Consider the following 24,762-nt stretch of genomic DNA (forward strand, 5'->3'; position numbering starts at 1 on the left):
GGCCGTCATCGGCGCCAAGGAGGACGCCGACGACCTGGTCGCGCTGCGGCTGCGCGACGGCCGACGCGTCGATCCGCTGCCCGCCGCCGAGGCACTGGCCCGCATCGGTGCCCTGGTCGGGGCGCACCGCGTCGAGCTGTGGGATTGAGAGGGGCAAGGGGCGGGGCAGCGGAGGGGGTCGGGTCAGAGCGCGCCGATGACCAGGGTCAGGCCCATGACCGTCATCGTCGCGGCGATCAGGAAGTCCAGCGCGCGCCAGGACGCGGGCCGCGCGAAGAAGCCGCTGAGCAGCCGAGCGCCGTAGCCGAGCGCGACGAACCAGCAGATGCTGCCGAGCATCGCGCCCGCCCCGAAGGCCCAGCGCAGCGCGTCGTGGCCGGCGGCGACCGAGCCGAGGAGGAGGACGGTGTCGAGGTAGACGTGCGGGTTGAGCCAGGTCATGGCCAGGCAGGCGAGCAGGGCGCCGCGCCGTGACCCGGCCGTCGCGCCCGTGGTCGTCATGGCGGTGGGGCGCAGGGCCCGGCGTGCGGCGAGCACGGCGTACGAGAGGAGGAAGCCTCCGCCTATCAGGCCGACGAGGGTCAGCGCGGGCGGCCAGGCGGTGACCACGGTGCCGACCCCCGCCACGCCCGCCGCGATGAGCACCATGTCGGACACGGCGCAGATGGCCACCACGCTCGACACGGACTGACGTCGGATGCCCTGGCGCAGCACGAAGGCGTTCTGCGAGCCGATGGCGACGATGAGCGAGAGCCCGGTGCCGAATCCGGCAGCCGCGGCGGTCAGTGCTGTTCCCATGGCATCGACGTTAAGGATCATCGATGCCATAAGTACAGGTAAGGATTCTGATGTAGCTTAAGCAAACGTGATGTCATCTTCTGGAGGCGCGGCGTTCAAGGCCGGGGCGCTGTCGGAACTGCCGCTGGAGCATGTGCGGACGCTCCTCGCCGTCGTCGACGAGGGCACCTTCGACGCCGCCGCGGCCGCTCTGCACGTCACACCACCGGCGGTGAGTCAGCGCGTGAAGGCGCTGGAGCGCAGGACCGGTCGTGTCCTGCTGATGCGGACGAAGCCGGTGCGGCCCACCGAGTCGGGGCAGGTCGTCGTGCGGTTCGCCCGGCAGCTGGCCCGGCTGGAGCGGGACGCGCGCGCCGAGCTAGGCATCAGTGACACGGGCGAGCCCGCCGTACTGCCGGTCGCGGTGAACGCCGACTCGCTCGCCACCTGGTTCCTGTCGGCGCTGGCCCGGATCCCGGACGAGCTGCGGATCTGTTTCGAGCTGCGCCGCGAGGACGAGGACCACACGACGTCGCTGTTGCGCGAGGGCGCGGTGATGGCGGCGGTGACGTCGTCGCCGGACGCGGTGTCGGGCTGTACGGTGCGTCGGCTGGGGCGGATGCGGTATCTGCCGGTCGCCTCGCCCCGGTTCGTGGCGCGGCGGCTCGGCGACTGGCCGCATGTGCCGCTCGGGGAGGTCATCGCGGACGCTCCCGTGGTGTTCTTCGACCGCCGTGACTGTCTGCAGGACGACTTCGCGCGCAAGGTGACGGGCGGGCGCGGCGCGAGCCCGCTGCGGCACTACGTCCCCTCGTCGCGCGGCTTCGTCGAGGCGATCGAGGCGGGCCTCGGCTGGGGCGTGGTGCCGCAGGCGCAGGCCGAGCCCTTGCTGCGCGCGGGCACGCTGGTCCTGCTCGATGCCGAGCGGGTGATGGACGTACCGCTGTTCTGGCAGCAGTGGAAGCTCGACTCCCCCGCGCTCGCCGCGCTGGCGGACGCGGTGGTCGCCGCGGCCGCGACCGCTCTGGACCGGTGACACGGGACCGGCCCGGTGACACGGGGCGAACAGAACGTGCGGCGCGCGCGAGTCGTGTCTAGCGTCACTGGCATGAACACTGATCCGCAGAGTTACGAGCTGCTGCTGGTGCCCGGGTTCACCGCGGGCGACGGGGCGGGGGCGGGCGATACCGCCGGGGCGCTGCGTTCCGCGGTGGTGGTGGCCACCGGGAAGACCGGCGCCTCCGGCTATCCGCGGTACGTGGGGGACGGCATGGAGGCCGACATCGACCCCGAGACCCGGTCCGTCGAGGCCGTACTCGTCGACGGGGCCGAACTGGACTACGGAATTTCGGTTCGGGTCGCCCCCGCAGAGTGACAACCCGCAGAGTGACAAAGAGAATCGGCGTGTCAAGAATTCCGTGACAACTGTTTATACGACAGTATGCAATATAAATCATTCACGCTGGCTTGAACAGATCGCTTTCCTCTTCGTCCACAGGCCGACCGGGTAGGCTTCGGTCCGCCAAAAGACCTACATGAGTCAACCTCCTGCCGACCACGTGGGGAGCTGGTCATGCGACCGGGCGAGCGGATCGGGGGCCTCGTTCAGTCCCTCTCGGAACACCTCGTCAACAATGTCGAGGAACGAATGCTGGAGGGCGCGCGCCGCGATTTCCTCCAGAACGGATTCACTAAATTACCCTTCCTGGTGCCCGACCGTGTGAAGTCATCGGTCGCGGACGAAATAGAGAATCTCGTCGCCGAACACGGCGTGCGTCGCGGAATGAGCTTCAAGGAGACCGGCGGCACGCCCAGGCTGATGCGCAATGTCCGCCATCGGGAAATCAGCGAGCACGGAGCCGTCATCCCGCAGGTTTACGCGTCCACCGACCTGCTCGGCGCCCTGGGCAAGGTCGCCGGAGAACCGGTGCTCACCTGCCCCTACGAGCCGGAGCGGTATGTGATCACCGAGCTGGAGCAGTCCGGTGACACGCACGGATGGCACTGGGACGACTACAGCTTCGCGCTCGTCTGGGTCGTCACCTGTCCGCCCGCCGAGCACGGCGGGTTCGTCCAGTGCGTGCCCCGCACGTACTGGAACAAGGAGGATCCGCAGCTGCACCAACAGTTCATCGCGCAGCCCATCCACTCCTTCGAACTGCGGCCGGGCGACCTCTACTTGATGCGCACCGACACCACCCTGCACCGCGTCTACCCGCTCACCCGCGGCCGGCGCCTCATCATCAACATGGGCTACGCGTCCCGTGCCGACCTGCACAAACAGATCAGTCACGAAACCATGGACGGGCTCTGGAACGGCTCACGCGAAGACCAAGCCGAGCAGACCGCATGACCCCGGTGGAGGGGGCTCAGGCGGAAGCCTCCGAGCCCCCTCGACTGGTACGCCGGTTGGACACCTCGGGGCTCGTCGCGCACTACGTCACCTCCGTGATGGGTGCGGGCGTGCTGCTGATTCCCGCACTCGCCTGGGCCGAGGCGGGACCGCTGTCCCTGGTCGCGTGGGGACTGCTGATCCTCTACAGCTGTCCCTTCGCCCTCGTCTTCGCGAAGCTGTCCGTGCGGCATCCCACCAGCAAGGGCGTCGCCCAGTTCGTGGAAGCGGCCTTCGGCGCCCGGGCGGGCCGGATCGCCGCCGTCTTCCTCCTCCTCACGCTGCTCGCGGGCAATCCCGTACTGGGGCTCGCGGCCGGGCGCTATCTCCTCGCGGCGGTCGATCCCGCGGCTTCGAACCGGGCCTCCCTCCTCGCGGGCGCCGCCGTCATCGTGTTCTGCGTCGCGCTCAACCTCTGGGGAATCAAGGTGAGTACGCGCGTCCAGATGACGGTTCTCGGCTCCGTCGTCCTGTTGCTGGCCGTCGTCATCTGCCTGGCTCTCCCCAAGGGGGACTACGGACGTCTCGCGCCGTTCGCCCCGCACGGCTGGAGTTCCCTCGGCAGTACGCTGCTCATCTGTTTCTTCGGATTCATCGGCTGGGAGAACGCGGCACCGGTCGCCGAGGAGGTGCGGGATCCCGGACGCACCTTTCCCAAAGGGATCCTCTATGCCGTCAGTTGTGTGGGGCTCCTGTACTTCGCCATGGCGTTCACCGTCTCCGTGGCGCTGCCCGAGACGTCCGCGGGCCAGTCCGATCTGACGGCGTTCGTGCGGCTCCTCCAGGTGGCCACGGGATCGGGCCTGGCGAGCACCGGATACCTCGTCGCGGGAGTCCTGCTCCTGCTCACCACCAACGCCTGGTGCCTGGGCACCTCGCGTGTCGTCTTCGCGCTCGCCAGGGACGGCATCCTGCCGACCCGGCTGAGCCGGCTCTCCCGCCAGGGCAAGGTCCCGGCGCGCGCCGTTCTCGCGCTCCTGCCCGGTTACGCCGTGCCGGTCGTGCTCCTCCTGGTGACCGACTCCGGCGAGACGACGCTGATCAAGGCGTCGTCGGCCACCTATCTGCTCATCTTCCTCATGGCCTTCCTCTCGGCCGCCCGTCTCCTCCCCCGGGGCCGCACCGCCCGCCTGAATCTGGCGCTCATCGCCTCCACCGTCGTCATGCTGCCGTTCTTCGGCGTCAGCATCGCCGTCGCGCTGGCGATGCTGCTCGTCTCGGTCATCGCCGAGCGCTGGCTGCGGGGGCGCGTCCCTCCCTCCACCGAGACAGGAGTACTCACGTGACCGCGCGACACATCCTGCGCATACAGGACCTCTCCGCCAAGGAAATGTGCTCCCTGCTCGACCTCGCCGAAGCGATGAAGCGCGGCGACGACTCGCGCGCCCACCTGGCGGGCCGTTGCATAGGCCTGCTCTTCAACGTGCCCTCCACCAGAACCCGGGTCTCCTTCCAGGTCGCCGCCTCCCAACTCGGCGCCGACAGCTACCCGTACGGGGTGGAGGAGCTGCGACTCGCCAACCGCGAGTCGATCGAGGACACCATCGGCGTACTCAACCGCTACCTCGACGCCCTCGTGGTGCGCTGGTACGACATGAACGAATACGGCGCGGGCCACCGTCGGCTGCGGGCGATGGCCGAGCAGGCCACGATCCCCGTCATCAACGCGCTGGACGACGAGGAGCACCCCTGCCAGGTCCTCGCCGACCTGATGACGCTGCGCGAGCTGTTCGGCGCACAGGTTCCGGCCAAACGGATCGTGTACGCCTGGTCCTATTCGCCGCGGCAGAAGACCCCCGGCGTCCTGCACTCCTCCATGATGGCCGCGGCCCTGCTCGGCCACCGCATCACCGTCGCCCATCCGCCCGGCTTCGCCCCCGAGGAGCGGGTGACCCGGGCCGCCCGTGAGGTCGCCGCCGGCACCGGCGCGAGCGTCGAACTCACCCACGACCTGGCGGCGGCCGTCCGTGGCAGCGCCGCCGTGTACACCCTGAGCTGGAAGTCCCCCACGCTCGTCGGACAGGAGGAGATCCAGTCGCGGACGCGGCTCGCGGACCACTGGCGGATCACCGCGCCGCTCATGCAACTGGCCGCCGACGACGCGGTGTTCCTCGACTGCATGCCCACCAACCGGGGCGAGGAGGTCGACGCCGAGGTCAAGGACGGCCCGCGGTCGAGGATCTTCCAGCAGGCGGAGAACCGTCTGCACACCCAGAAGGCCCTGCTCACCCAGCTCTTTGACGGAACGCTCACGGGAGACCGACGGTGAGGGCGGGACGGTCCGGCGGACGGGTGGCGCTGGTCACCGGGGGCGGCGGCGGCATCGGCAGCGCCGTCGCGCGGCGGCTCGCGGACGAGGGCGCGGCCGTCGCGGTCGTCGACCGGGACGACGAGGCCGAGGCCGTGGCCGGTCGCATCCGTGCCGACGGCGGGGTCGCCGAGTCGTTCCTGTGCGACGTCTCCGACGAGGACGACGTCCTGGCCCTCGTGAAGGACGTCGCCGGCCGGCTCGGCGGCATCACCGACGTGTGCTGCGTCGCCGGGAGCATCCGGCGCGGAACGGTGCAGGACCTGTCCCTGGCGGACTGGCACAGGTCGTTCGCGGACAACGTGGACTCGGTCTTCCTCGTGTGCCGGGCGGTGCTGCCCCTCATGGAGCGGGCGGGGCGCGGCAGCATCGTCACCGTGGCCTCCGGCTGGGGGCTGCGCGCCGGGGCGAAGGCCGCCGCCTACTGCACGGCGAAGGCCGGTGTGGTGATGCTGACACAGGCGATGGCGCTGGACCACAGTCCCGCGGGCATCAGGGTCAACTGCGTCGCCCCGGGCGACACCCGCACGCCCATGCTGGCCCGTGAAGCGCGCCAACTGGGCCAGTCCGACGTCGAGTTCCTCGCCGAGGCCGCCGACCGGCCGCTGGGCCGGATCGGCACACCGGAGGACATCGCCGCCGCGGTCGCCTTCCTCGCCGGTCCCGACGCCGACTTCGTCACGGGCAGCGTGCTCACGGTCGACGGCGGAGGCAGCGTCTGAGACACCGCACCGTTGCGGGACGGCCCGGCCGGGAAGGGCTCAGCCGGGCAGCGGCGAGACAGGACGTTCGAAGAACGTCTCCAGAGAGACCGTGGCCTGCGTGCCGCTGACCCCTTCGATCGCGTACAACCGGCGCAGCACGTCCTGCAGCTGCCCGGTCGTCGCCGTGCGGACCTTCACCAGGACCGAGGCGCTGCCCGCGATGACGTGCGCCTCCTGTATCTCGGCGATCGCCGCGAACGCGTCGGCGGACTCCCCCATCCACGCCGTCGAGTCGACCATCACGAAGGCGAGGACGCCGCGGTCGAGCGCCGCGGGGTCCACCTCGACGGTCGTGCGGCGGATGACGCCGCGCTCGCGGAGCTTGCGCACGCGCTCGTGGGCGGCGCCCGCGGAGAGACCCGCCCCCCGGCCGAGAGCGGCGTACGAGACGGTCGCGTCCTCCTGGAGGAGGGCGATCAGCCGACGGTCGATGTCATCCACGGTCACCATGGCGCAACCATACATCGTTCTGACATAGTCATGATCGACCGAACGTCATTCAGATTCAGTCCGCCAAGGGGTATTCATGTCCGGCAATGACAGCACTTCCCTGTACGAGATCCTGGACGAGCGGTTCCGGACCGGACGGTGCACGAACGGGGACGACCGGCTCGAGCGTCTCCACGGGGGCTGCCGGTGGGCCGAAGGGCCGCTCTACCTCCCCGCCTGGCGCCAGCTCGTCTGGAGCGACATCCCGAACGACCGGCTGCTGCGCTGGGACGAGGCGACCGGCGCGGTCTCCGTCTTCCGCTCGCCCGCCGGGCACGTCAACGGCAACACCCTCGACCGCGAGGGCCGCCTCATCAGCTGTGAGCAGGGCAACCGCCGGGTCACCCGCACCGAGCCCGACGGCCGGATCACGGTGCTCGCCGAACGGTACGAGGGCAAGCGGCTGAACAGCCCCAACGACGCGGTCGTCCGGTCGGACGGATCGGTCTGGTTCTCGGACCCGGACTTCGGCATCACCAGCGACTACGAGGGGTACCGCGCAGAGCCCGAGATCGACGGCCTGAACGTGTACCGGATCGACCCGTCGACGGGTGAGGTGCGCCTGGTCGCGGACGGTTTCGGGGCGCCGAACGGGCTCGTCTTCTCGCCCGACGAACGGCAGTTGTACGTCTCCGACACCCGGGGCGGCTGCATCCGGGTGTTCGACGTGCGCGAGGACGGCACGCTCTCCGACGGCAAGGTGTTCGCCGAGGCCAAGGACGGCGTCAGCCGGTTCGACAACATCCGCTTCGACGACGGCGGCCGTCTGTGGGCCGCCGCCATCGAGGGAGGGGTGCACTGCTACGACCCCGACGGCACCCTCATCGGGCGGCTTCGGGTACCGGAGCCGGTGTCGAACATCGCGTTCGGCGGCCCGAAGAACAACCGTCTGTTCATCACCGCGACCAGCTCGCTGTACTCACTGGTCATGGCCGTCACCGGGCTGCCGCGCGTGCGCCGCTGAGCGGCACCTCAGAAGCGGACGTCGGAGCAGGCGTAGAAGGCGTTGCCGGTGTCCGCGATGGTCCATACGCCGAGGATGATGTGCTGGCCGGTCTTCCGGGGCAGGACACCGTCATGGGTGACCGTGGAGCCGGGCTGACGGCCGCCGAAGGGCACCGAGAGGAACGGCTGCGGGTCCAGGTCGGCCCTCGTCAGCGGCTTGGTGGGATCCCAGCCGTCCTTGGTGATGTAGTAGCGGAAGTCCGTCGTGGCGTGGCGAGCGGTGATCCGCCAGACGAAGGTGTGGTTCTGGCCCGCGGTCAGCTTGGTCGTCGGCCACTTTCCGCCGCGCGGGTCGTCCAGTTCGGAGAAGCGTCCGATGCCGCCCGAGCAGATGTGGCCGTCGCCGGGCCCGCGCGCGGGGAATCCCTTGGGGCCCTCCACGCTCGGCGGCTCCCACTGGATCTGCCCGCAGTTGCGGACGGTGCCGTTGCCGCACAGCTGCTGGCGGCTGACGGGCGAGTCGGTGTAGCCGTGGGCCTGGGCGCTGCCGCTGGTGGCCAGCACGGCCGAACCGGCCAGGCCGAGGCCCAGGAGTAACGAGGTGAGCTTCTTGCCCATGATGTGCTCCCGTGGTCCGAGGATGCGGTTGGGCCGGACGCACACCTCTGGAGCACTGCCGATCGAACCGTGAGGAGCGGGGCGACAGTGCGGGAACAACCGGAGGGCACACGTCCGACGCGGTCTAGACCAAGTCCGAGAGTAGCCCCACGAGTTGGGCATGTCCATACCAATGGAGACCGGCGGACGAAGCCCCGGCCGACCGTCGATCGGCGTCGGGACTCCATCCGCCGGTGCCACCCGCACCGCTCACTGTGTGGCTTCCGCCTCCACCGGCTTCGGGATGAGGAAGGACGTCACGAAGGCCGCCGCGATGAGGGCGACTCCGGCGATCATGCCTGCCGTGTAACCGGCGGGGGACGCCTTGTCGGCCGGTTCCGCGGCCGTCTGCACGGCGTACAGGACCGCGAAGCTGAGGCCCGCGCCGAGGTTGAAGGCGCCCGCGTTCAGACCGGGCAGGAAGCCCGGGTTCTCCTTCGGGGACAGCACGATGCCGAGGCCGTTGAGGACGATGTTGCCCACGCCCGCATAGGTGACGCCGATGAGGATCGACGCGGCGAGGAGCAGCAGCCGCGAGTCGGCGTGCAGCGTGAACAGCATCAGGGCGACCGTCACGGCCGAGCCGATGAGGCCGAGGCGCAGGATGCGTCCGTAGCCGTACGTGGCGGCGAGGCGTCCGGCGATGGGGCCCATGGCGAGGCCCGCGAGGGCGTACGGCGTCAGGGTCCACCAGGCGGACTGCTCGGCGCTCATGCCGAATCCGGCCTGCGCGTCCTGGGCGAAGGCGGGGATCATGCCGTTCATCACGGCGAACACGCCGGTCATGGTGAGGACCGTGGTGAGCAGCAGGGCCCAGGTGGAGCGCTGGCGCAGATGGCGGGTGGCGACCAGGGGGTGGCTGCTGCGGTCCTCGACGCGCCAGAACAGGGCGAAGGCGATGGCGGTGACGACGAAGAGTCCGGCGACGAGCGGCCAGTTCGCGTTGCCGAGCTTGCCCGCCTCGTTCAGGGCGATCAGGGCCGCGCCGACGGAGATGACCAGGAGGGTGACTCCGGGCCAGTCCATGCGGCTGTCCGCGCTGTCGGCAAAGGGGGCGGCCTTCGACTCGGGGGTGAGGGTGGCCACGAGGAGCGTGGCGATCGCGGCGACACCGGCCATGGCCCAGAACACCGACTGGAAGCCGTGGTGGTCGGCGAGGTAGCCGCCGGCCAGGGAGTCGACGCCCGCGATGCCGCCGTTGACGGCGGTGATGACGCCGAGGAGCGTGCCGTACTTCTTCGGCTCGTGGACCTCGTTGCGCAGCATGATGAGGCAGAGCGGCACGGTGGGGCCGGAGACGCCCTGGATGACACGGCCCGCGAAGAGCATCGGCACGCTCTCGGCGAGGGCGGCGACGACGCAGCCGACGACCATGAGCGCGAGCATTCCGGCGAGCACCCTGCGCCGCCCGACGAGGTCGCCGAGGCGGGGCAGGAAGAGCGAGAAGAGCGCGGCCGAGGTGAAGAACGCGGTCTGGGTCAGGCCGACCTCGGCGGAGGTCGCCCCGAGGGAGTCCTCGATGTTCTTCAGGGCGGGGCTGAGCATGCTCGCGTTGAGCTGGAAGGCGAAGCAGGCCGCGAGGAGCGCGGCGACCAGGACCCCGATGCGCACCGGCCGGGAGCCGCGGGCGCCGCCCGGAGCGGCGGCGGGTTCGGTGAGGGCGTTCATGCGCTGACGTCGCCGATCCGCTCGAGGGCGTCCACGATCAGGTCCCAGAAGCGCTTGTGATCCAGGTCGACGGCGACCTGGGTGGTGCAGTCGTCGGGGGCGGGCGCGCGGAAGTCCGTCACGGTCATGCCGAGGGTGAGGGTTCCGGTGAGCTCGATGTCCACGGGGGCCTTGCGGACGGTCATGACGCTCGGGTCGATGACGTACGCGACGGCGCACGGGTCGTGGACCGGCGGGGCGTCGAAGCCCTGGGCCTCCAGGTACATGGCGCCGAAGAAATCGAGGAGCTCGTTGACGAAGAGGGCGGGCTTGGTGCCGACCTTCGCGATGCGCTCGACGACCTCGGGGGTGGCGAGGGCCTGGTGGGTCAGGTCGAGGCCGACCATCGTGACCGGCCAGCTCTCGTTGAAGACGATGTGCGCGGCCTCGGGGTCGATCTTGATGTTGAACTCGGCGACCGGGCTCCAGTTGCCCACGTGGTAGCCGCCGCCCATCAGGACGACCTCGCGCACGCGCTCGACGATGCGGGGCTCCTTGCGCGCGGCGAGGGCGATGTTCGTCAGGCCCGCGGTGGGGACGATGGTGATCTCGCCGGGCTCGTGGGCCATGACCGTGTCGATGATGAGGTCGACGGCGTGGCGCTCGTCCAGGGCCAGGGTCGGCTCGGGCATGACCGGGCCGTCGATGCCGCTCTCGCCGTGGATGTCGGGGGCGGTCTCGACGTCGCGCACGAGGGGCCGGGGGCAGCCCGCGGCGAAGGGGACGCCGGTGATGTTCGCGATGCGGGCCACCGAGAGGGCGTTGCGGGTGACCTTCTCCAGGGTCTGGTTGCCCACGACGGTGGTGACGGCTACCAGGTCGACATCCGGGTTTCCGTGCGCCAGGAGCATGGCGATCGCGTCGTCATGTCCGGGGTCGCAGTCCAGGATGATCTTTCGGGGCATCGCGGAACCTCTTTGTTCGGCTGAGCTGACGCTGCGCGGCGACGGCTCGGGAAAACGTTCTCCCATGACTGTGTGCACCGGTGCGAATTATGTCAATGGTCAACGACACACCCCGGCAAACTCGCCCGGAACGGACACGGTTCGAGGCGCACCGGCACGTACAGAAATGGTTCAACAGGGAGAATACGCCCGGAAAATTGGACCTGGTGACGTCGATGACCCGCTGATAACGTTTGCCGAAACGCATCGAAGGGTGGGCGCGGCGTGGCCGACGTAACGCTGAGAGACGTGGCCCGGATCTCCGGGTGCTCCGTCGCCACGGTGTCCCGGGTCCTTGCGGGCACCCGCCCGGTCGGCGCCGAGACGGCGCGCCGGGTCCGCGAGGCCGCCGAGGCGCTCGGCTACCGGCCGAACCACGCGGCCCGCGCCCTGCGCAGCCGCTCCACGGGCACGGTCGGCCTCGTCCTGCCGCAGATCACGAACCCCTTCTATCCCACGCTGGTGCGGGAGTTGACGCACGCCCTGCACGCCGAGGGGCGCGCCGTGCTGCTCGCCGACTGCGACGACGATCCGGTGGCGGAGGCGGAGTACATCGCCGATCTGCTGGGCCGCCGGGTCGACGCGCTCCTGGTGATCCCGGCGCACGAGGAGCGCAGCAGGGACGCGGTGAACGCGGCGGCGGCCCGGGTGCCGCTCGTCCTGATGGACCGGGGCTGCGGGCCCGCCGTCGCCGACTCCGTGGCGGTGGACAACACCGCGGGCATGGCCCTCGTCCTCGATCACCTGGCCGCCACGGGCCGCCGCCGCGTCTGCTTCCTCGGCGCGGCGGGCACGGCCTCGGCCGCCGCCGAGCGACGCGGCGCCTATGCGGGCGGTGCCGCCGCGCTCGACCCCGGGGCGCCGGACCGGGTGGCCCTCGGCGACTTCTCCGTGGAGTGGGGCCGGGCCGCGGTCGACGAGGTGTGGCCCGCCCGGCCCGACGCCCTCGTCTGCGCGAACGACCTGATCGCCGTCGGCGCGCTGCAGCGCCTGCAGCAGCTCGGCGTCGACGTGCCCGGCGAGGTCGCCGTCACCGGCTTCGACGACATCCCGATGGCGGCGCTCTTCGCGCCCGGCATCACCACGGTCCGCCAGCCGGTGGCCGAGCTGGCCGCGGAGGCGGCCCGCCTGCTCGTCCGCCGCCTCGCGGGCGGCGAGGAGGGCCCCCGCCAGGCCATACGACTCGCGCCCGAGCTGATCGTGCGCGAGTCGAGCGCGCCGAGCGGCACGGTTCCGGTCCCCGGGAGCGGGCGGCGTGCCGTTCCGACGCAGACCGGGCCGTCCGGCCCTGCGTGAGGTGTGCGCGGCGACGAAGCCGTGAACTGCGCGCCCGCCGCTGTTACTTGCGTCATACCGGCTTGAAGCTGACATTGATGTCAAGGACTAGCTTGGCGACGTCCCCGACCGAGCGCCGGACGAGGACAGCGCGAAGGAGTCTGCGATGAGCACAGCCCTGGGGTACCGGACCTTCGGTGCCGCCGATGTCCACGAGTTCTTCGACCGGCCCGTTCCGTCGCCCGGTCCGCTCGAAGTCCTGGTCCGCGTCGCGGCCGCGGGAGTCAACCCGCTCGATCACCTGCTCCGGTCCGGACACGTCCGGGAGTTGAACGGCCACGTACCCTTTCCGCAGGTCCTGGGAATGGAGGCGGCCGGTACCGTCCTGGCGGCGGGCGACGAGGTGACCGGCCTGGCCGTCGGCGACCGGGTCACCGGATTCGCCCTGACCGGCGCCGGCACGTACGCGACGACGACCCTGTTGCTCGCCGAGTCCACGGCCCGCATCCCCGACACGCTGTCGGAGACCTGGGCGGCGACCATCCCCGTCGCGGGCACCACCGCGCTCGACGTCCTGGACCAACTCGCGTTGCCCGCCGGGGCGTCGCTGCTCGTGAACGGGATCGGCGGCGGGGTGGGAATCGCCCTTGCCCAGCTCGCGCGGGACCGCGGCCTGGTCGTGGTCGGCACCGGCAGTGCGGCCAAGCGGGACCGCGCGACGGCGGCCGGAGCGACCTTCATCGAATACACCGCAGGCGATGTCGTGGCCCGCCTCCGGGCGCAGGCCCCGGACGGCTTCGACGCCGTGGTCGACACGGTCGGCGGAGATTCCCTGCGCAGCATCGCCCCACTGGTCAGGAAGCCGGACGCGCTCGTTTCCGTCGGCGACCCGTCGGTCGGCGAGCTCGGTGGCACGTCGGTCCGCCGTCGTCCCGACCGGCGCACCCTCGAGCGCGTCGCCGAGCTGATGGCCGCCGGGCGGCTCGATCCCCACATCACGGCGACCTATCCGCTGGCACGGGCGGAGGAGGCACTGGCGCTCGTCGAGTCGGGCCACGCGTCGGGCAAAATCGTCATCGACATGCGGCTCTGATCTCACGCCTCGCAGGGAAGGCCGTCCCCGGCGGCAGGGGGAGCCTGCCGGTCCGCGCCGAGGCGGTGCCGGGCGTTGGCATCGATCAGGGCGTTGAGGGAGTCCCTCGTCTCGACGAGTCGGGTGATGTCGGCGGTCAGGCGGTCCCGTTCCCTGACCATCGTGCCGAACGCTCCCTCGTGGACTGCGGTGTCGTCGCTGTCCACACAGGGCAGCAACTGGGCGATGACCTTGCTCCCCAGTCCCGCGTCGAACAGCCGCCGGATCAGACGGACCCGTGCGACCTCCGTCGCGGCGTAGTGCCGCTGTCCACCGCCGGAACGTGTGCTTCGGATCAGCCCCAGCTGCTCGTAGTACCGCAGGGAGCGGGCGCTGGCACCCGTCAGCCGGGCCACTTCTCCGATCCGCATGGCGACAGCTTAGCCAGCGGCCCCTCCCCCGGTGACGAATGAGCGGTCCTACCCACGCGTCACGAAGGGCTGGCGCAATGCGCCGGTCGCGTGCGCCGACGACGACTGGGTTTCCCAGCAGGAGGCCGCCCGGCTGCTCGGGGTGTCGACGGCAAGGGCGGTCCGGCGCCTCATGACCGAGCATCTCGTACCGGCCCATGACAGCAGGCGCCGAGCCGGCGTGACCCGTGAAAGCGTCGAGCGTGACCTTCCGTGGCTCGCGCAGGCCTCCTTGCGCGCAAAGGCACTGCGCACCGTGCAGGGTCTGGTCCGCTGGATCTGACGGAGGGCGCCGGGTGCGCGCCCGAGGCCGTCTCGTCGCCGGGCGGCGAGACGGCCAGGGCCGGACCTCAGCGACGCACCCGCCAGGTGAGCGAGTCCGTCAGCAGGGACCGGAGTTCGGGGGCGCGTACCGCGTCCGTCGGGTCGGTGGCGCGGACCGACAGGGTGTGGGTGCGGCCGTCGGCCGGGACCCCGAGGGAGCGGGGCGTCACGGTGGTGTCACCCCTGGCCCGGCGGACCTCACGGCCGTCGACGCTCCAGCGCAGCCGGATGCCGTCGGCGACGCGCACGCCCACCTTGTCGTCGCGACGCACCACGCGGTCCGTGGACGTCTCGGCGGTGACGACGGACGCGTGCCGGTGGAAGCCCGCGATCATGGCCTCGCGTCCCGGCAGGTTGAACTCACGGCCGAGCGTGCGCATGATCGAGTCCGTGGTGGGGCGGTAGAGGCCGCGCGGGTAGTAGCCGCCGCCCTCGTACGCGCCGACGGTGCCGCCGTCGGGCGAGGTCTGGCCGATCCACCGGTACCACTTCTTCTTCTGCGCGGTGAGCTGGTCGGCCGTCAGCTTGCTGGTGTTGCTCTCCCAGGGCTCGGCGCCCGTGTAGGTGCCGTAGTCGTCGTACCAGTACTCGTCCGCCAGCTTGCCCAGCGAGTGGCCGGTCTCGTGGACGACGACCTGGTCGGACTGGGCGTTGTCCGAGGAGGCGGTGGCGATGCCGTCGTAGCCGGACGGCGAGGTGATGTCGTTGTAGCCCGCGCCGCCGTACTTGGTGGAGTTGGCGAGGACGATGACGAGGTCGGGGTCGGCGGCCTTCTTCGCGTACGTCTCGACCTTGTTGGTGTCGACGCACAGCAGCCGCTCGATGCCGTCGCAGAAGAACGCCGAGCCGAGCGCGGTGTCCTTCACGGTGCCGTTCGTCGGGTCGTTGGAGACGCCGGACTGCCGGGACACCGCGTCGACCGCCCAGACGTTGAAGAGGCCCTTGTACGAGGCGTAGGGCCCCACGGCGGAGACCTTCGCCCACTTGGCGCGCACATCGGCGTGGAAGTCCTCCTGCTGGGAGGCGGTGTATCCGTCGCCGATGAAGACGACGTCGAGCTTGGCGTCGGTCGGTCCCGCCTCCACGATCGGGACGACGTCGCCGTCGCCCTTGATCTTCTCGCGCTCCTTCGCGGAGAGCATCGGGGAGGCGGGGACCTCGGTGTGCCGGGGGTGGGAGTCGGGGCCGGTGAAGTACTCGACGCGCTGGCTCCGCGCGGTGTCCGACGCCGGGTCCGGGTCCGCCGCGGCGGCCGCACCCATGGATCCGGTGGCGGCGGCGGCCGCCGCGAGGGCGATGCCTGTGGCGAGGGCGACGCGCAGAGGGGTGCGTCTGGCACGGCCGGGTATTCGATGCGTGGGGGGCATGGGCGTCCTTCCGAAGTCCGCGATATAAATGGCGGGTTAAGCAGAGTTAAGGCGCGGCTCAACGTAGAGGTTCCCGGGACTCCAGGCAATGGGTGGGCATCAAGTTGCCTGCGGGGCAGGACAGTTCGCGCCGTCCGCTGGAATTGCGCCCGGTGGCGCGCACGGAGAGACGGGCAAACCTGGAGACAGGTGTCCGGCAGGACGGTGGAGAGGCAGCGGTGACGCAGAAGAGTTCCGAGGGCGCGCGATCCGACGACCCCGCCGAGATCGGGCGGCGCGTTCAGCGCCTGCGCGGCGAACGAGGCTTCACGCAGCGGCAGTTGGCCGAGCCCGCCTATACCGCCGCGTACGTCTCCACCCTGGAGTCCGGCAAGGTGCGCCCCTCCGAGGCCGCGCTCCGGCACCTCGCCGAGCGTCTCGGGGTCAGCTACGAAGAGCTGGCCACCGGACGCCCCGCCCACCTCGCCGCGGAATTGCGCCTGCGGCTCACCGACGCCCGGCGCGCCCTGGCCACCGGCGCGCCCGACGACGCGGCCGAGCTCTTCCGCGCCGTCCACGAGGAAGCCGTCGCGCAGGCCCTGACCGAGGAGCAGGCCGATGCGCTCCTCGGCCTCGGCGACTGCCTGCTGGAGGCAGGTGAACTCATCGGCGCCCGCGACCGGTTCGCCGCCGCCGAACGGCTGCTCGCCGACGAGCCGCTGCCACGCCGCGTCCCGGCCGTCCGGGGTCGCGCCACCGCCCACCTGCTCACCGGTGAACTGCGGTACGCCTGCTACCTCCTGGAGAGCACCCTCGACGAGCTCGACGCCGCGGGGCTGCACGACCCCGAGGCCCTGCTGCTCCTCTACACGGCGTCCATCGCGCCCTACATGGACATGGGCGCGCACGCCCGGGCCGCACACGCCGCGGAGCTGGCACTCGCCCTCGCCCCGCGCGTCGACGACCCGGCGCTCGTGGCGGGAATGCACCGCGGCGTGGCCCGCACGCTCATCGCCGAGGGGCGCATCGCCGAGGCCGACGCGTCCCTCGCCAAGGCCCAGGAGCTCTACCGCCAACTGCACATCCGCACCGAACTGGCGCACTGCCACTGGATGCGCGGCTACGTGCACGCCCAGGACGGCGACCTGGAGCAGGCCGAGAGCGAGCTGCGCACCGCCCGCGACATCCTCGCCTCCAAGCGGGCCGCGCTCTTCACCGAGCAGGTCGAGGTCGAACTGGCGGACGTGCTGCGACGGCGCGGCAAGACCGGCGAGGCGGCGGCGCTACTGCGTCCGCTGCTCACCACGAGCGACGAGGAGGACGCAGGTGCCAGGGGCGCCGGAGGCACCGGTTCGCTCGGGGCCGGACGCGGCGCGGTGCACGCGGGCGGCGCGCACCGGCTGCTCGGGCTGATCGCCGAGGAGCAGGGCGACACCGAGGCCGCCGAGGAGCACTACTGCGCCGCGCTCTCGCTGCTCGAACGCTCCAGCGCGGTGGGCGACCTGGCCGACCTCTGCCGCCTTCTCGGCGATCTGCTGCGCCGCACCGGGCGGGTGGAGGCCGCGATGGACGCGTACCGCACGGGCCTCGGCCACCGGGCCGCACCCGGCACCACCACGCTGGGCCCCGCGCCCGCCACTCCCCCGATGTGAACCGACCCGTACGCGATACCTCCACGCCTCCGGTCACCACCGCTGCATCGAAAGATGTACGGCCATCTCGTCCACGGCTACGACTCCCATGATCGCGGGGACGCCGAGGATGGTGAGTACCCCTTGCCGCGGCGACATCGAGCGGTGGCGACCGGTATCGAGGAGAGACAGTGGCGACCGGTATCCAAACGAGACGCACGACCGGCGATCGGCCCTGCCCGCCCGCCCCTTCGCTCGTCGGAGTCCTGGGACGCGCACTGGGCGGCGGTCTCGTCATGGCCGTGGCGCTCGGCGCGGGCACAGCAGTCGGTCCGGTGCTCGCCGACGCCCTCGGGTTCACCGGATTCCTGGCCAGGCTCGTCCCGGCCTCGCTGGTCAGCGCGGTGGCGGTGCCGCTCGTCGTGTTCGCGCTGCGCCGCCGCGGCCACTCCCCGCGGGACATCGGCTTCGGTGGCCCCGGGGCGAGCCTGCGGGCCCTGCTCGTCGGCGCGGGGATGACGGCCGGTGCCGCGGCACTCGTACTGGGCGTGGGGACCGCCGCCGGGCTGCTGAGCTGGTCGCGCCCCGATCTGCCCGAGCTGGCCGGGTTCCTGGTGACGAACGGCGTGGTCGCGCTGCTGCTGGAGGCGCTGCCCGAGGAGACGACGCTGCGCGGACACACGTGGACCGCGCTGCGCGGCCGGTTCGGCGGCGTGGTCTCCGCGCTCGGCACGACGGCCGTGTTCCTGGTGGTGCCGGGCCTGTCGACGGTGGTGGAGGCCGGGGTCGCGCCCCTCGTCGGCGCGGATGCCGGGCCGGTCGGCCTCGCGCCGGGCGGACAGAATCCCGTCGACTATCTGATCCTGCTGACCGTGTTCGGCCTGATGCTCGTCAACGCCCGCACCGCGGTGCGACACGCCCCGCTGTGCGCCGGCATCGGAGCGCATCTGGCCTTTCTGACCGTCAACCGGGTCGTGTTCGAGGGCGACGAGCGCGGCGCGGGCTGGTCCGGGCACCTGTCGTCGCCGGACGTGGAGCTCCTCGTACCCGTGTATCTGCTGGTCGCCATGGCCGGGTTCGCGGTGTGGCGGCGGGCGGCGAGCCGCTCGGCGCGGCGGGACTCGCGCGAACCGGTGGCGCAGTAGGCGTCCGAAATCCCCCCGGCCCCACGCACACGCCTCATGGACGCCGCCGGGCGGCGTGCTGCACCATGGCGGGCAGACAGCTGTTCCGCGTTCCCCGTCACGCCATGACAGCCCAGGCCGATGCCTGGAAGGGAGCGGCCTCTTGGCCTCCTCAGCGTCCCGGTCGACGTCGTCCCTGTCCGCCCGCCGTGCCGTACCGTCCACCGCGGACGTCGTGATCGTCGGGGGCGGGGTGATGGGCGCGAGCATCGCGTTCCACCTCGCCGAAGCGGGCGTGCGCGACATCGTCGTCGTCGAACGCGGCGAGCTGGCAGGCGGCAGTTCGGGAAAGCCGATCGGCGGTGTGCGGGCGCAGTTCTCCGATCCGCTCAACATCGAGCTGGGCCACCGCAGTCTGCGCGCCTTCCGGGACTTCCCGCGGCGGCCCGGCGCGGACATCGGCCTCGACACCGTCGGCTACCTCTTTCTGCTGACCGACCCGGTGCAGGCGGCCGACTTCGAGGCCGCGGTGCGGACGCAGAACGCCCTCGGCGTGCCCAGCCGCATGATCGGACCGCCGCAGGCGCGGGCGCTCTGCCCCTACCTCAGCACCGACGGCCTGGTGGCGGCCGCCCACTCCCCCGCCGACGGGCACGCACGGCCCGCGCTCGTCGTCCGCGGGTACGCGCGTGCCGCGGCGCGGACCGGCACCGTGTTCGCGACCCGCACCGCGGTCACCGGCATGGACGTGACCGGCGACCGCGTGACGGCCGTCCACACCGACAGGGGTCCGGTGTCCTGCTCGACGGTCGTCTGCGCCGCCGGGGCCTGGTCGGCGCGGATCGGCGCCATGGCCGGGGTCGAGCTTCCGGTGCGGCCGCTGCGCCGCCAACTCGCCTTCACAGCACCGCTGGTGCCCGCCGCGCCGCGCATCCCCTTCACGATCGACTTCGCGTCGTCGGCGTACTTCCACAACAGTGACGACGGGCTGCTCCTCGGCCTCGCCGACCCCGCTCAGGCCGAGGGCTTCGACACCACGTGGACGCCCGGCTGGCTGGAGCTGTTCCGCGAAGTGGCGCGCCGCCGGGCGCCCGCCCTCGCGGAGATGGAGACGTCGGGCGGCTGGGCGGGCCTGTACGAGATCACGCCCGACCACAACGCCCTGATCGGCCGGTCCGCCGCACCGGTCAACTTCCTCTACGCCACCGGATTCTCCGGCCACGGCTTCCTCCAGGCCCCCGCGGTGGGCGAGATCGTGCGCGACCTGTACCTGGAGCGGCGGCCGCGCGTCGACGTCGGGCCGCTCGGCGCGGAACGTTTCCACGCGGGGGCCGCGAGCCGCCCGGAAGCCCATGTCGTGTGACGCCGAAAGGACGACAGGCCGATGACCGAGCAGTGGCGGCTGCGTGCCGCGTTCGCCGAGCGGCTCTCGCGGATGTACGGGCGCGAGGTCCCCGCGTACACGACGCTGGTGGACGTCTCCCGCGAGGTCAACGAGGACGTGCTGCGCAAGCGCGGCACCGACGCCGAACGTCTCGGGTCCATCGGCCGCGTCACCGCCGAACGGCACGGCGCCATCCGGGTCGGCACGCCGGAGGAACTGCGGCAGGTCGCGCGCGTGTTCGGCGCTCTCGGCATGCATCCGGTCGGCTTCTACGACCTGCGCGACACGGCCGCGAGCGCGCTGCCCATCGTGTCGACGGCGTTCCGGCCGGTGGACGCGGACGAGCTGGCCCGCAACCCCTTCCGGGTCTTCACGTCCATGCTCACCGTCTCCGACCCCCGTTTCTTCGACGACGATCTGCGCTCGCGCCTCACCGCGTTCCTCGCGGGGCGCGAGCTGTTCCCACCGGAGCTGCTCGCGCTGGCCGACCGGGCCGAGGCGGACCGGGAGCTGTCCGACGCGGACGCCGAGCGGTTCCTCGAACTCGCCGTGCGGGCCTTCGAGTTGTCCGCCGAGCCCATCGACGAGGACTGGTACGCGTCGCTGGAGCGCGTCTCCGCCGTCGCCGCGGACATCGGCGGCGTCCGCAGCACCCACATCAACCACCTCACCCCGCGCGTCCTGGACATCGACGAGCTCTACCGGCGCATGACCGAGCGCGGCATCGAGATGATCGACACCGTTCAGGGGCCGCCGCGCTGGGCGGGGCCTGACGTGCTGCTGCGCCAGACGTCCTTCCGCGCGCTCGCCGAGCCGCGTGCGCTGCGGGCGGCGGACGGCAGCGTGCGGCGCGGGGCGCTGCGGGTGCGGTTCGGCGAGGTCGAGGCCCGTGGCATCGCCCTGACCCGCGAAGGGCGCGTCCTGTACGACCGGCTCCTCGGCCTCGTCGACGAGCGGGCGGCGTCCCGCCCGGCCGCCGAGCGGGACGCCGTGGCCCGTGCCGTGTGGGCCGAGCACCTGCCCCCGACCGAACACGAACTGGCCGCGCGGGGGCTCGGGTTCTTCACCTACCACGCCGTCCCCGACCGGCCGGCGGACGGCGGCCACCCGCCCTCCGGCCTCGGCGGGCTCCTGGACGGGGGCTGGCTGCGGGCCGAGCCGATCGTGTACGAGGACTTCCTGCCCCGGTCGGCCGCCGGCATCTTCCAGTCCAACCTCAGCGACACGGGGTCCAGGAACAGCGCCCGGGAAGGTAGTGCGTACGACTCCGGCACGCTCTCCGAAGCCATGGGCCGGGACGTCCTCGACCCGTTCGTGCCGTACGAGCGGCAGCGGGACCGCTCCCTCGCCCTGCTTCCCCGCGCCCTGCGTCCCACCCGCGCGCCACTGCCCAAGGGAGCGTCATGACCGGCATCGCCCTGCCCGCCACCGACGAACTGCGCACCCGCGCCCGCGCCGCACTCGACCGCGTCGGCGTCACCGTCCCCGAGGGAAACGGTCTACGGGCCCGCACCCCCGTCACCGGCGAGGATCTCTTCGGCCTGGCCGCGACGGGCCCGGCCGGGACCGAGGCGGCGCTCGCCGCGGCCTTTGCGGCCTTCCTGGAGTGGCGCGCCACCCCCGCCCCGCGCCGGGGCGAACTGGTCCGGCGCCTCGGTGAGCTGCTGCGCGACCACAAGGAGGACCTGGCGGACCTGATCACCATCGAGGCGGGCAAGATCCGCACCGAGGCGCTCGGCGAGGTGCAGGAGATGGTCGACATCTGCGACTTCGCCGTAGGCCTGTCACGTCAGCTCTACGGACGCACCATCGCCTCCGAGCGTCCTGGGCACCGCCTGGCGGAGACGTGGCATCCGCTCGGTGTCGTCGGTGTCATCTCCGCGTTCAACTTCCCGGCGGCCGTGTGGTCGTGGAACACCGCCGTCGCCCTGGCCTGCGGCGACACCGTGGTGTGGAAGCCCTCCGAACTGACCCCGCTGATCTCCCTGGCCTGCGACCGGCTGCTCACCCGGGCCGCCGACGACGTGGGCGCGCCCCGCGACGTCCACCGACTGCTGCTCGGCGACCACGCGGTCGGCGAGCGGCTGGTCGACGATCCCCGGGTCGCGCTGGTCAGCGCCACCGGATCGACCCGCATGGGCCGCGAGGTCGGCCCGCGCGTCGCCGCCCGCTTCGGCCGCTCCCTGCTCGAACTCGGCGGCAACAACGCGGCGGTCGTCGCGCCCTCCGCCGACCTGGACCTCGCCGTGCAGGGCATCGTGTTCGCGGCGGTCGGCACGGCGGGGCAGCGCTGCACGATGCTGCGGCGCCTGATCGTGCACCACGACATCGCGGACACGCTCGTCGGGCGTCTCACCGCCGCGTACCAGAAGCTCCCCGTCGGAGATCCCTTCGACCCGGCGACGCTGGTCGGGCCGCTGATCTCCGCCCGGGCGCTCGATGGCATGCGCGACGCGCTGGACCGGGTGCGCGGCGAGGGCGGCGAGGTGCTCGCGGGCGGCGCCCGCCGCCCGGCCCCGTCCGCGCCGCACGCCGCCTATGTGGAACCGGCGGTGGTCCGCGTCGCCCGGCAGACCGACGTGGTCCGCGAGGAGACGTTCGCGCCGCTCCTGTACGTGATGACGTACGACTCGTTCGACGAGGCGATCGCCCTGCACAACGACGTGCCGCAGGGGCTCTCGTCGAGCATCTTCACCCGCGACCAGCAGGAGGCCGAGCGGTTCCTGTCCGCGGAGGGCTCCGACTGCGGCATCGCCAACGTGAACATCGGGACGTCCGGGGCGGAGATCGGCGGCGCGTTCGGCGGTGAGAAGGAGACCGGCGGCGGCCGCGAGTCGGGCTCCGACGCGTGGCGCGCCTACATGCGGTCGGCCACGAACACGATCAACTACTCGAGCCGCCTCTCCCTCGCCCAGAACGTGAGCTTCCTCTAAGTCAGTTCACAGCTCGCGTCCCACAACCGCGCCGCCACAAAGGGGTCGGCGAGGTGGTCCCACACGGGTTCGTTCCGGGGCTCGCCCCGGAGGCCGAAGACGCGCGGGCCCCACAACTGGCCGCCCCGCACGGCCGGATCGAGCACCGCCCGGACCGCGGGCCACGCCCCGGCGTCCTTGCCCTGGAGGAGGAGGGCCGCAGGGGCCGCGCCCAGCCGTGCGCCGGTCGTCCGCACATGGACCGGCGGCCTCGAAGGGGTGAGGGAGTCCAGGGCGCCGCCGGGATGGGCCACCACGCTCGCCACGGTGCTGTCGGCGGCCCGCAGGCGGCGGTCGAGTTCCACGCCGAAGTACATCTGGGCCAGCTTGGAGCGTCCGTAGCTGCGCTTGGGCCGGTACTCCTTCTGGGACTGCAGGTCGTCCAGGTCGAGCCGCTCGGACTTGGCGGCGAAGCTGCCCATGGTCACGACGCGGGCCGCCGGCGCCGCCGAGAGCAGCGGCATCAGCCACCGGGTCAGCGCGAAGTGCCCGAGGTGGTTCGTGCCGAACATGATCTCGTGGCCGTCCGCGGTCTCCTGGCGCGGCGGATCGTCGAGCGCGACGCCCGCGTTGTGCACCACCGCGTCGAGTCGGGCCACCCCCAGGGATTCCACGGCTGACCGCAGCGACGAGAGGTCGGCGAGGTCCATCCGTACGGCCCGCACCCGCGCGCCGGAGACCCGTGCGCGGATCGACCTCATGGCGGCCTCGGCCTTCGCCGGGCTCCGGCTGCCGAGGACGACGGTCGCTCCGGTGGCCGACAGCTGCTCCGCGACGAAGTACCCGATGCCGGCGTTGCCGCCGGTGACCAGGAAGACGCTGCCGTCGGCACGCGGGAGCCGGTGGACGTCCCAGGACGGGGTGGAGGATGCGGACGACATGGCGGCGGGGGCTCCCTTGCTCGAACGGACGGCTGCGGCGGGCGGCCGGGCAGCTCGACGCCCACGGTGTCAACGGCCACCGACACATCGCCGACAGATCGGCGGCAGGCGCGCCGGACGACCGACATCCCGCCGACACGGGAGAGCCTGTGTCATGACCCCGGCCGGATCAGTGGGCGTCGTCTGGTGCGTGCGATCGCAAGGCGCCGGAATGCCCTCGTATCTCCGCTACGAGGGCGTTTCGGCAATGCGGCGAGCGTGCGTGCCGGGCGGCGACCAGCCGGCCGGGGTCATGACACAGGCTCTGAACGTCTCGCGCCCCCTCGGCGTCTCAGGAGCAGTCGCCCCACAAGCGGTCGCGACAGCTTCGTCCGGGAGGTCACATGCTCGTCAGGGCGTCACGCCCCGCCCGTCCCTTCCGCCTGCTCGCAGGGGTCGCCTTGTCCGGCGTCCTCGTGGCGGCCGCGTCCGGTTGCGGCAAGGAGGAGGCGGCGCCCGCCGACGGCACGGACGACGCACTCGCGGGCCGTGCCCGGCAGGTCGCCGAGGCCTGGGACGGTTCCGCCTCGGCCGCCGCGTGGCGCACCGGCTACCACCCCACCGGGGAGGCGGTGCAGCTGCCGCGGGGCGGGCTGCGCGGTCGGGCCGACGAGCAGGCGTTCGAGGACGGTCGCTTCGTCCTGCGAGGCGAGTTGCCAGGTGCCGGTCCCGGGGACGGCCGCGTGGCGTGGCACGGAGGGAAGACGCTGAAACGGCCGCTGGTCGGCGCGGACGAGTCGTACGGGAGCCTGGCCCGCTCCCGGGGCGCGGGGAAACCGCAGCTCACGGTGACCGGGGTGGAGCTGGGTGAGATGCGGCTGGCCACCAGCCGCGGACCGGCGACGGTCCCGGCCTGGCTCTTCACCCTGGATGGCTATGCCTCGCCCCTCAGACAGGCCGCGGTGCTCCCCTCGAAACCCCCTCGGCCCCCGATCGGCCGGGCCCAGGGCATCCCCGGCCTGCCGCTCGACCGGCTCGTGCGAACTGCCGCGGACGGACGGTCGGTGACCGTGATCGCCCTCCATGGCGCCTGCGACGACGGAGCCGTCGTGGACGCGCGCGAAACGACCGGCAGCGTCGTGCTGGCCGCCGCCGTCAAGGACCGGCAGGAGGGCGGCCTGTGCACCGATCAGGCGAAGATGCAGCAGGTGACGGTGGCACTGGACCGGCCGGTCGGCGACCGCGTCCTGCTGGACGCGCACACCGGCCGGCCGGTCCCCTACAAGGGCATGCACGGGATCACACCGAGTGGAGGGTGAGG

24 protein-coding genes are annotated in these 24,762 nt (G+C 71.9%); 16 read left to right on the plus strand and 8 right to left on the minus strand.

What is annotated here, in order from left to right:
- Positions 1-183: 183 nt before the first annotated feature.
- Positions 184-798 carry a LysE/ArgO family amino acid transporter gene (locus AOK03_RS01950; protein WP_055563350.1) on the minus strand — a complete coding sequence of 205 codons (615 nt, stop codon included), beginning with the start codon at positions 796-798 and terminating at the stop codon, positions 184-186.
- Positions 799-868: 70 nt separating this feature from the next.
- On the opposite strand from AOK03_RS01950, the gene AOK03_RS01955 reads away from it, so the two are divergent.
- From AOK03_RS01955 to AOK03_RS01980, 6 genes are all read left to right on the plus strand, one after another.
- Positions 869-1,813 (plus strand): LysR family transcriptional regulator ArgP, encoded by a 945-nt coding sequence (locus AOK03_RS01955; RefSeq protein ID WP_055563351.1) that lies wholly within the window; start codon positions 869-871, stop codon positions 1,811-1,813.
- Positions 1,814-1,885: 72 nt separating this feature from the next.
- Positions 1,886-2,152 carry a hypothetical protein gene (locus AOK03_RS01960; protein ID WP_055563352.1) on the plus strand — a complete coding sequence of 89 codons (267 nt, stop codon included), beginning with the start codon at positions 1,886-1,888 and terminating at the stop codon, positions 2,150-2,152.
- 198 nt (positions 2,153-2,350) lie between these two features.
- The gene (locus AOK03_RS42370) at positions 2,351-3,130 is read left to right on the plus strand and encodes a HalD/BesD family halogenase (protein WP_055563353.1); all 780 of its coding nucleotides are present in this window, start codon (positions 2,351-2,353) and stop codon (positions 3,128-3,130) included.
- A complete protein-coding gene (locus AOK03_RS01970; protein WP_079074407.1) occupies positions 3,127-4,455 on the plus strand; it encodes an APC family permease in 1,329 nt (442 codons plus the stop codon). Before AOK03_RS42370 ends, AOK03_RS01970 begins: the two co-directional genes overlap by 4 nt.
- Complete coding sequence (locus tag AOK03_RS01975; protein ID WP_055563355.1) at positions 4,452-5,438, plus strand: ornithine carbamoyltransferase; 987 nt, start codon at positions 4,452-4,454, stop codon at positions 5,436-5,438. The genes AOK03_RS01970 and AOK03_RS01975 overlap by 4 nt, the downstream gene beginning before the upstream one ends.
- Positions 5,435-6,199 (plus strand): SDR family NAD(P)-dependent oxidoreductase, encoded by a 765-nt coding sequence (locus tag AOK03_RS01980; protein ID WP_055563356.1) that lies wholly within the window; start codon positions 5,435-5,437, stop codon positions 6,197-6,199. Before AOK03_RS01975 ends, AOK03_RS01980 begins: the two co-directional genes overlap by 4 nt.
- Positions 6,200-6,238: 39 nt before the next feature.
- On the opposite strand, the gene AOK03_RS01985 is transcribed toward AOK03_RS01980, so the two are convergent.
- Positions 6,239-6,682, minus strand: coding sequence for an Lrp/AsnC family transcriptional regulator (locus AOK03_RS01985; RefSeq protein WP_055563396.1), 444 nt, complete (start codon positions 6,680-6,682; stop codon positions 6,239-6,241).
- Between the two features lie 85 nt (positions 6,683-6,767).
- On the opposite strand from AOK03_RS01985, the gene AOK03_RS01990 reads away from it, so the two are divergent.
- The gene (locus AOK03_RS01990; RefSeq protein WP_055563357.1) at positions 6,768-7,694 is read left to right on the plus strand and encodes an SMP-30/gluconolactonase/LRE family protein; all 927 of its coding nucleotides are present in this window, start codon (positions 6,768-6,770) and stop codon (positions 7,692-7,694) included.
- An 8-nt stretch (positions 7,695-7,702) separates the two neighbouring features.
- Here the strand turns inward: AOK03_RS01990 and AOK03_RS01995 are convergent, their stop codons facing one another.
- From AOK03_RS01995 to uriH, 3 genes are all read right to left on the minus strand, one after another.
- Positions 7,703-8,293 carry a lytic polysaccharide monooxygenase auxiliary activity family 9 protein gene (locus AOK03_RS01995; protein ID WP_055563358.1) on the minus strand — a complete coding sequence of 197 codons (591 nt, stop codon included), beginning with the start codon at positions 8,291-8,293 and terminating at the stop codon, positions 7,703-7,705.
- Positions 8,294-8,542: 249 nt separating this feature from the next.
- Complete coding sequence (gene uriT, locus AOK03_RS02000) at positions 8,543-10,000, minus strand: uridine transporter UriT (RefSeq protein ID WP_055563359.1); 1,458 nt, start codon at positions 9,998-10,000, stop codon at positions 8,543-8,545.
- The gene (gene uriH / locus AOK03_RS02005; RefSeq protein ID WP_055563360.1) at positions 9,997-10,944 is read right to left on the minus strand and encodes a uridine-preferring nucleoside hydrolase UriH; all 948 of its coding nucleotides are present in this window, start codon (positions 10,942-10,944) and stop codon (positions 9,997-9,999) included. Before uriH ends, uriT begins: the two co-directional genes overlap by 4 nt.
- A gap of 264 nt (positions 10,945-11,208) precedes the next feature.
- On the opposite strand from uriH, the gene AOK03_RS02010 reads away from it, so the two are divergent.
- Positions 11,209-12,279 (plus strand): LacI family DNA-binding transcriptional regulator, encoded by a 1,071-nt coding sequence (locus AOK03_RS02010; RefSeq protein WP_079074408.1) that lies wholly within the window; start codon positions 11,209-11,211, stop codon positions 12,277-12,279.
- Positions 12,280-12,424: 145 nt separating this feature from the next.
- Positions 12,425-13,351, plus strand: coding sequence for an NADP-dependent oxidoreductase (locus AOK03_RS02015; RefSeq protein ID WP_055563361.1), 927 nt, complete (start codon positions 12,425-12,427; stop codon positions 13,349-13,351).
- A gap of 2 nt (positions 13,352-13,353) precedes the next feature.
- Here AOK03_RS02015 and AOK03_RS02020 read toward each other — a convergent pair whose 3' ends face one another.
- Positions 13,354-13,761, minus strand: coding sequence for a MerR family transcriptional regulator (locus tag AOK03_RS02020; protein WP_055563362.1), 408 nt, complete (start codon positions 13,759-13,761; stop codon positions 13,354-13,356).
- 31 nt (positions 13,762-13,792) lie between these two features.
- Here AOK03_RS02020 and AOK03_RS02025 point away from each other — a divergent pair, with 31 nt between their 5' ends.
- Positions 13,793-14,083, plus strand: coding sequence for a hypothetical protein (locus tag AOK03_RS02025; RefSeq protein WP_055563363.1), 291 nt, complete (start codon positions 13,793-13,795; stop codon positions 14,081-14,083).
- Positions 14,084-14,150: 67 nt separating this feature from the next.
- Here AOK03_RS02025 and AOK03_RS02030 read toward each other — a convergent pair whose 3' ends face one another.
- A complete protein-coding gene (locus AOK03_RS02030; protein ID WP_055563364.1) occupies positions 14,151-15,491 on the minus strand; it encodes a M64 family metallopeptidase in 1,341 nt (446 codons plus the stop codon).
- 218 nt (positions 15,492-15,709) lie between these two features.
- Here AOK03_RS02030 and AOK03_RS02035 point away from each other — a divergent pair, with 218 nt between their 5' ends.
- From AOK03_RS02035 to amaB, 5 genes are all read left to right on the plus strand, one after another.
- Positions 15,710-17,122 carry a helix-turn-helix domain-containing protein gene (locus tag AOK03_RS02035; protein ID WP_055563365.1) on the plus strand — a complete coding sequence of 471 codons (1,413 nt, stop codon included), beginning with the start codon at positions 15,710-15,712 and terminating at the stop codon, positions 17,120-17,122.
- Positions 17,123-17,292: 170 nt separating this feature from the next.
- On the plus strand, positions 17,293-18,246 hold the full coding sequence (locus tag AOK03_RS02040) for a hypothetical protein (RefSeq protein ID WP_157868836.1): 954 nt from the start codon (positions 17,293-17,295) through the stop codon (positions 18,244-18,246).
- A gap of 142 nt (positions 18,247-18,388) precedes the next feature.
- Entirely contained in the window at positions 18,389-19,588 is a 1,200-nt protein-coding gene (locus tag AOK03_RS02045; RefSeq protein ID WP_055563366.1) for an NAD(P)/FAD-dependent oxidoreductase, read from the plus strand.
- A 21-nt stretch (positions 19,589-19,609) separates the two neighbouring features.
- Positions 19,610-21,016, plus strand: coding sequence for a 2-oxoadipate dioxygenase/decarboxylase (hglS, locus tag AOK03_RS02050; RefSeq protein ID WP_055563367.1), 1,407 nt, complete (start codon positions 19,610-19,612; stop codon positions 21,014-21,016).
- The gene (gene amaB / locus AOK03_RS02055; RefSeq protein WP_055563368.1) at positions 21,013-22,542 is read left to right on the plus strand and encodes an L-piperidine-6-carboxylate dehydrogenase; all 1,530 of its coding nucleotides are present in this window, start codon (positions 21,013-21,015) and stop codon (positions 22,540-22,542) included. The genes hglS and amaB overlap by 4 nt, the downstream gene beginning before the upstream one ends.
- Here the strand turns inward: amaB and AOK03_RS02060 are convergent.
- Positions 22,539-23,462: an SDR family NAD(P)-dependent oxidoreductase gene (locus tag AOK03_RS02060; protein ID WP_055563369.1), complete on the minus strand. Its 924-nt coding sequence runs from the start codon at positions 23,460-23,462 to the stop codon at positions 22,539-22,541. The two genes, amaB and AOK03_RS02060, sit on opposite strands and share 4 nt — an antisense overlap.
- A gap of 383 nt (positions 23,463-23,845) precedes the next feature.
- Here AOK03_RS02060 and AOK03_RS43355 point away from each other — a divergent pair, with 383 nt between their 5' ends.
- Positions 23,846-24,760 (plus strand): hypothetical protein, encoded by a 915-nt coding sequence (locus AOK03_RS43355; protein WP_107097894.1) that lies wholly within the window; start codon positions 23,846-23,848, stop codon positions 24,758-24,760.
- Positions 24,761-24,762 lie beyond the last annotated feature (2 nt).

It is taken from the genome of Streptomyces atriruber (assembly GCF_001418325.1).
GTDB lineage: Bacteria > Actinomycetota > Actinomycetes > Streptomycetales > Streptomycetaceae > Streptomyces > Streptomyces atriruber.

Bases quoted from the DNA above. Each gene is read 5' to 3' on its own strand.
- AOK03_RS43355 (WP_107097894.1), top strand. From the start codon at position 23,846: ATGCTCGTCAGGGCGTCACGCCCCGCCCGTCCCTTCCGCCTGCTCGCA.
- AOK03_RS02060 (WP_055563369.1), bottom strand. From the start codon at position 23,462: ATGTCGTCCGCATCCTCCACCCCGTCCTGGGACGTCCACCGGCTCCCG.
- uriH (WP_055563360.1), bottom strand. From the start codon at position 10,944: ATGCCCCGAAAGATCATCCTGGACTGCGACCCCGGACATGACGACGCG.
- AOK03_RS02020 (WP_055563362.1), bottom strand. From the start codon at position 13,761: ATGCGGATCGGAGAAGTGGCCCGGCTGACGGGTGCCAGCGCCCGCTCC.
- AOK03_RS01950 (WP_055563350.1), bottom strand. From the start codon at position 798: ATGGGAACAGCACTGACCGCCGCGGCTGCCGGATTCGGCACCGGGCTC.
- amaB (WP_055563368.1), top strand. From the start codon at position 21,013: ATGACCGGCATCGCCCTGCCCGCCACCGACGAACTGCGCACCCGCGCC.
- AOK03_RS01990 (WP_055563357.1), top strand. From the start codon at position 6,768: ATGTCCGGCAATGACAGCACTTCCCTGTACGAGATCCTGGACGAGCGG.
- hglS (WP_055563367.1), top strand. From the start codon at position 19,610: ATGACCGAGCAGTGGCGGCTGCGTGCCGCGTTCGCCGAGCGGCTCTCG.
- AOK03_RS01960 (WP_055563352.1), top strand. From the start codon at position 1,886: ATGAACACTGATCCGCAGAGTTACGAGCTGCTGCTGGTGCCCGGGTTC.
- AOK03_RS01955 (WP_055563351.1), top strand. From the start codon at position 869: ATGTCATCTTCTGGAGGCGCGGCGTTCAAGGCCGGGGCGCTGTCGGAA.
- AOK03_RS01970 (WP_079074407.1), top strand. From the start codon at position 3,127: ATGACCCCGGTGGAGGGGGCTCAGGCGGAAGCCTCCGAGCCCCCTCGA.
- AOK03_RS02015 (WP_055563361.1), top strand. From the start codon at position 12,425: ATGAGCACAGCCCTGGGGTACCGGACCTTCGGTGCCGCCGATGTCCAC.
- AOK03_RS42370 (WP_055563353.1), top strand. From the start codon at position 2,351: ATGCGACCGGGCGAGCGGATCGGGGGCCTCGTTCAGTCCCTCTCGGAA.
- uriT (WP_055563359.1), bottom strand. From the start codon at position 10,000: ATGAACGCCCTCACCGAACCCGCCGCCGCTCCGGGCGGCGCCCGCGGC.
- AOK03_RS01995 (WP_055563358.1), bottom strand. From the start codon at position 8,293: ATGGGCAAGAAGCTCACCTCGTTACTCCTGGGCCTCGGCCTGGCCGGT.
- AOK03_RS02030 (WP_055563364.1), bottom strand. From the start codon at position 15,491: ATGCCCCCCACGCATCGAATACCCGGCCGTGCCAGACGCACCCCTCTG.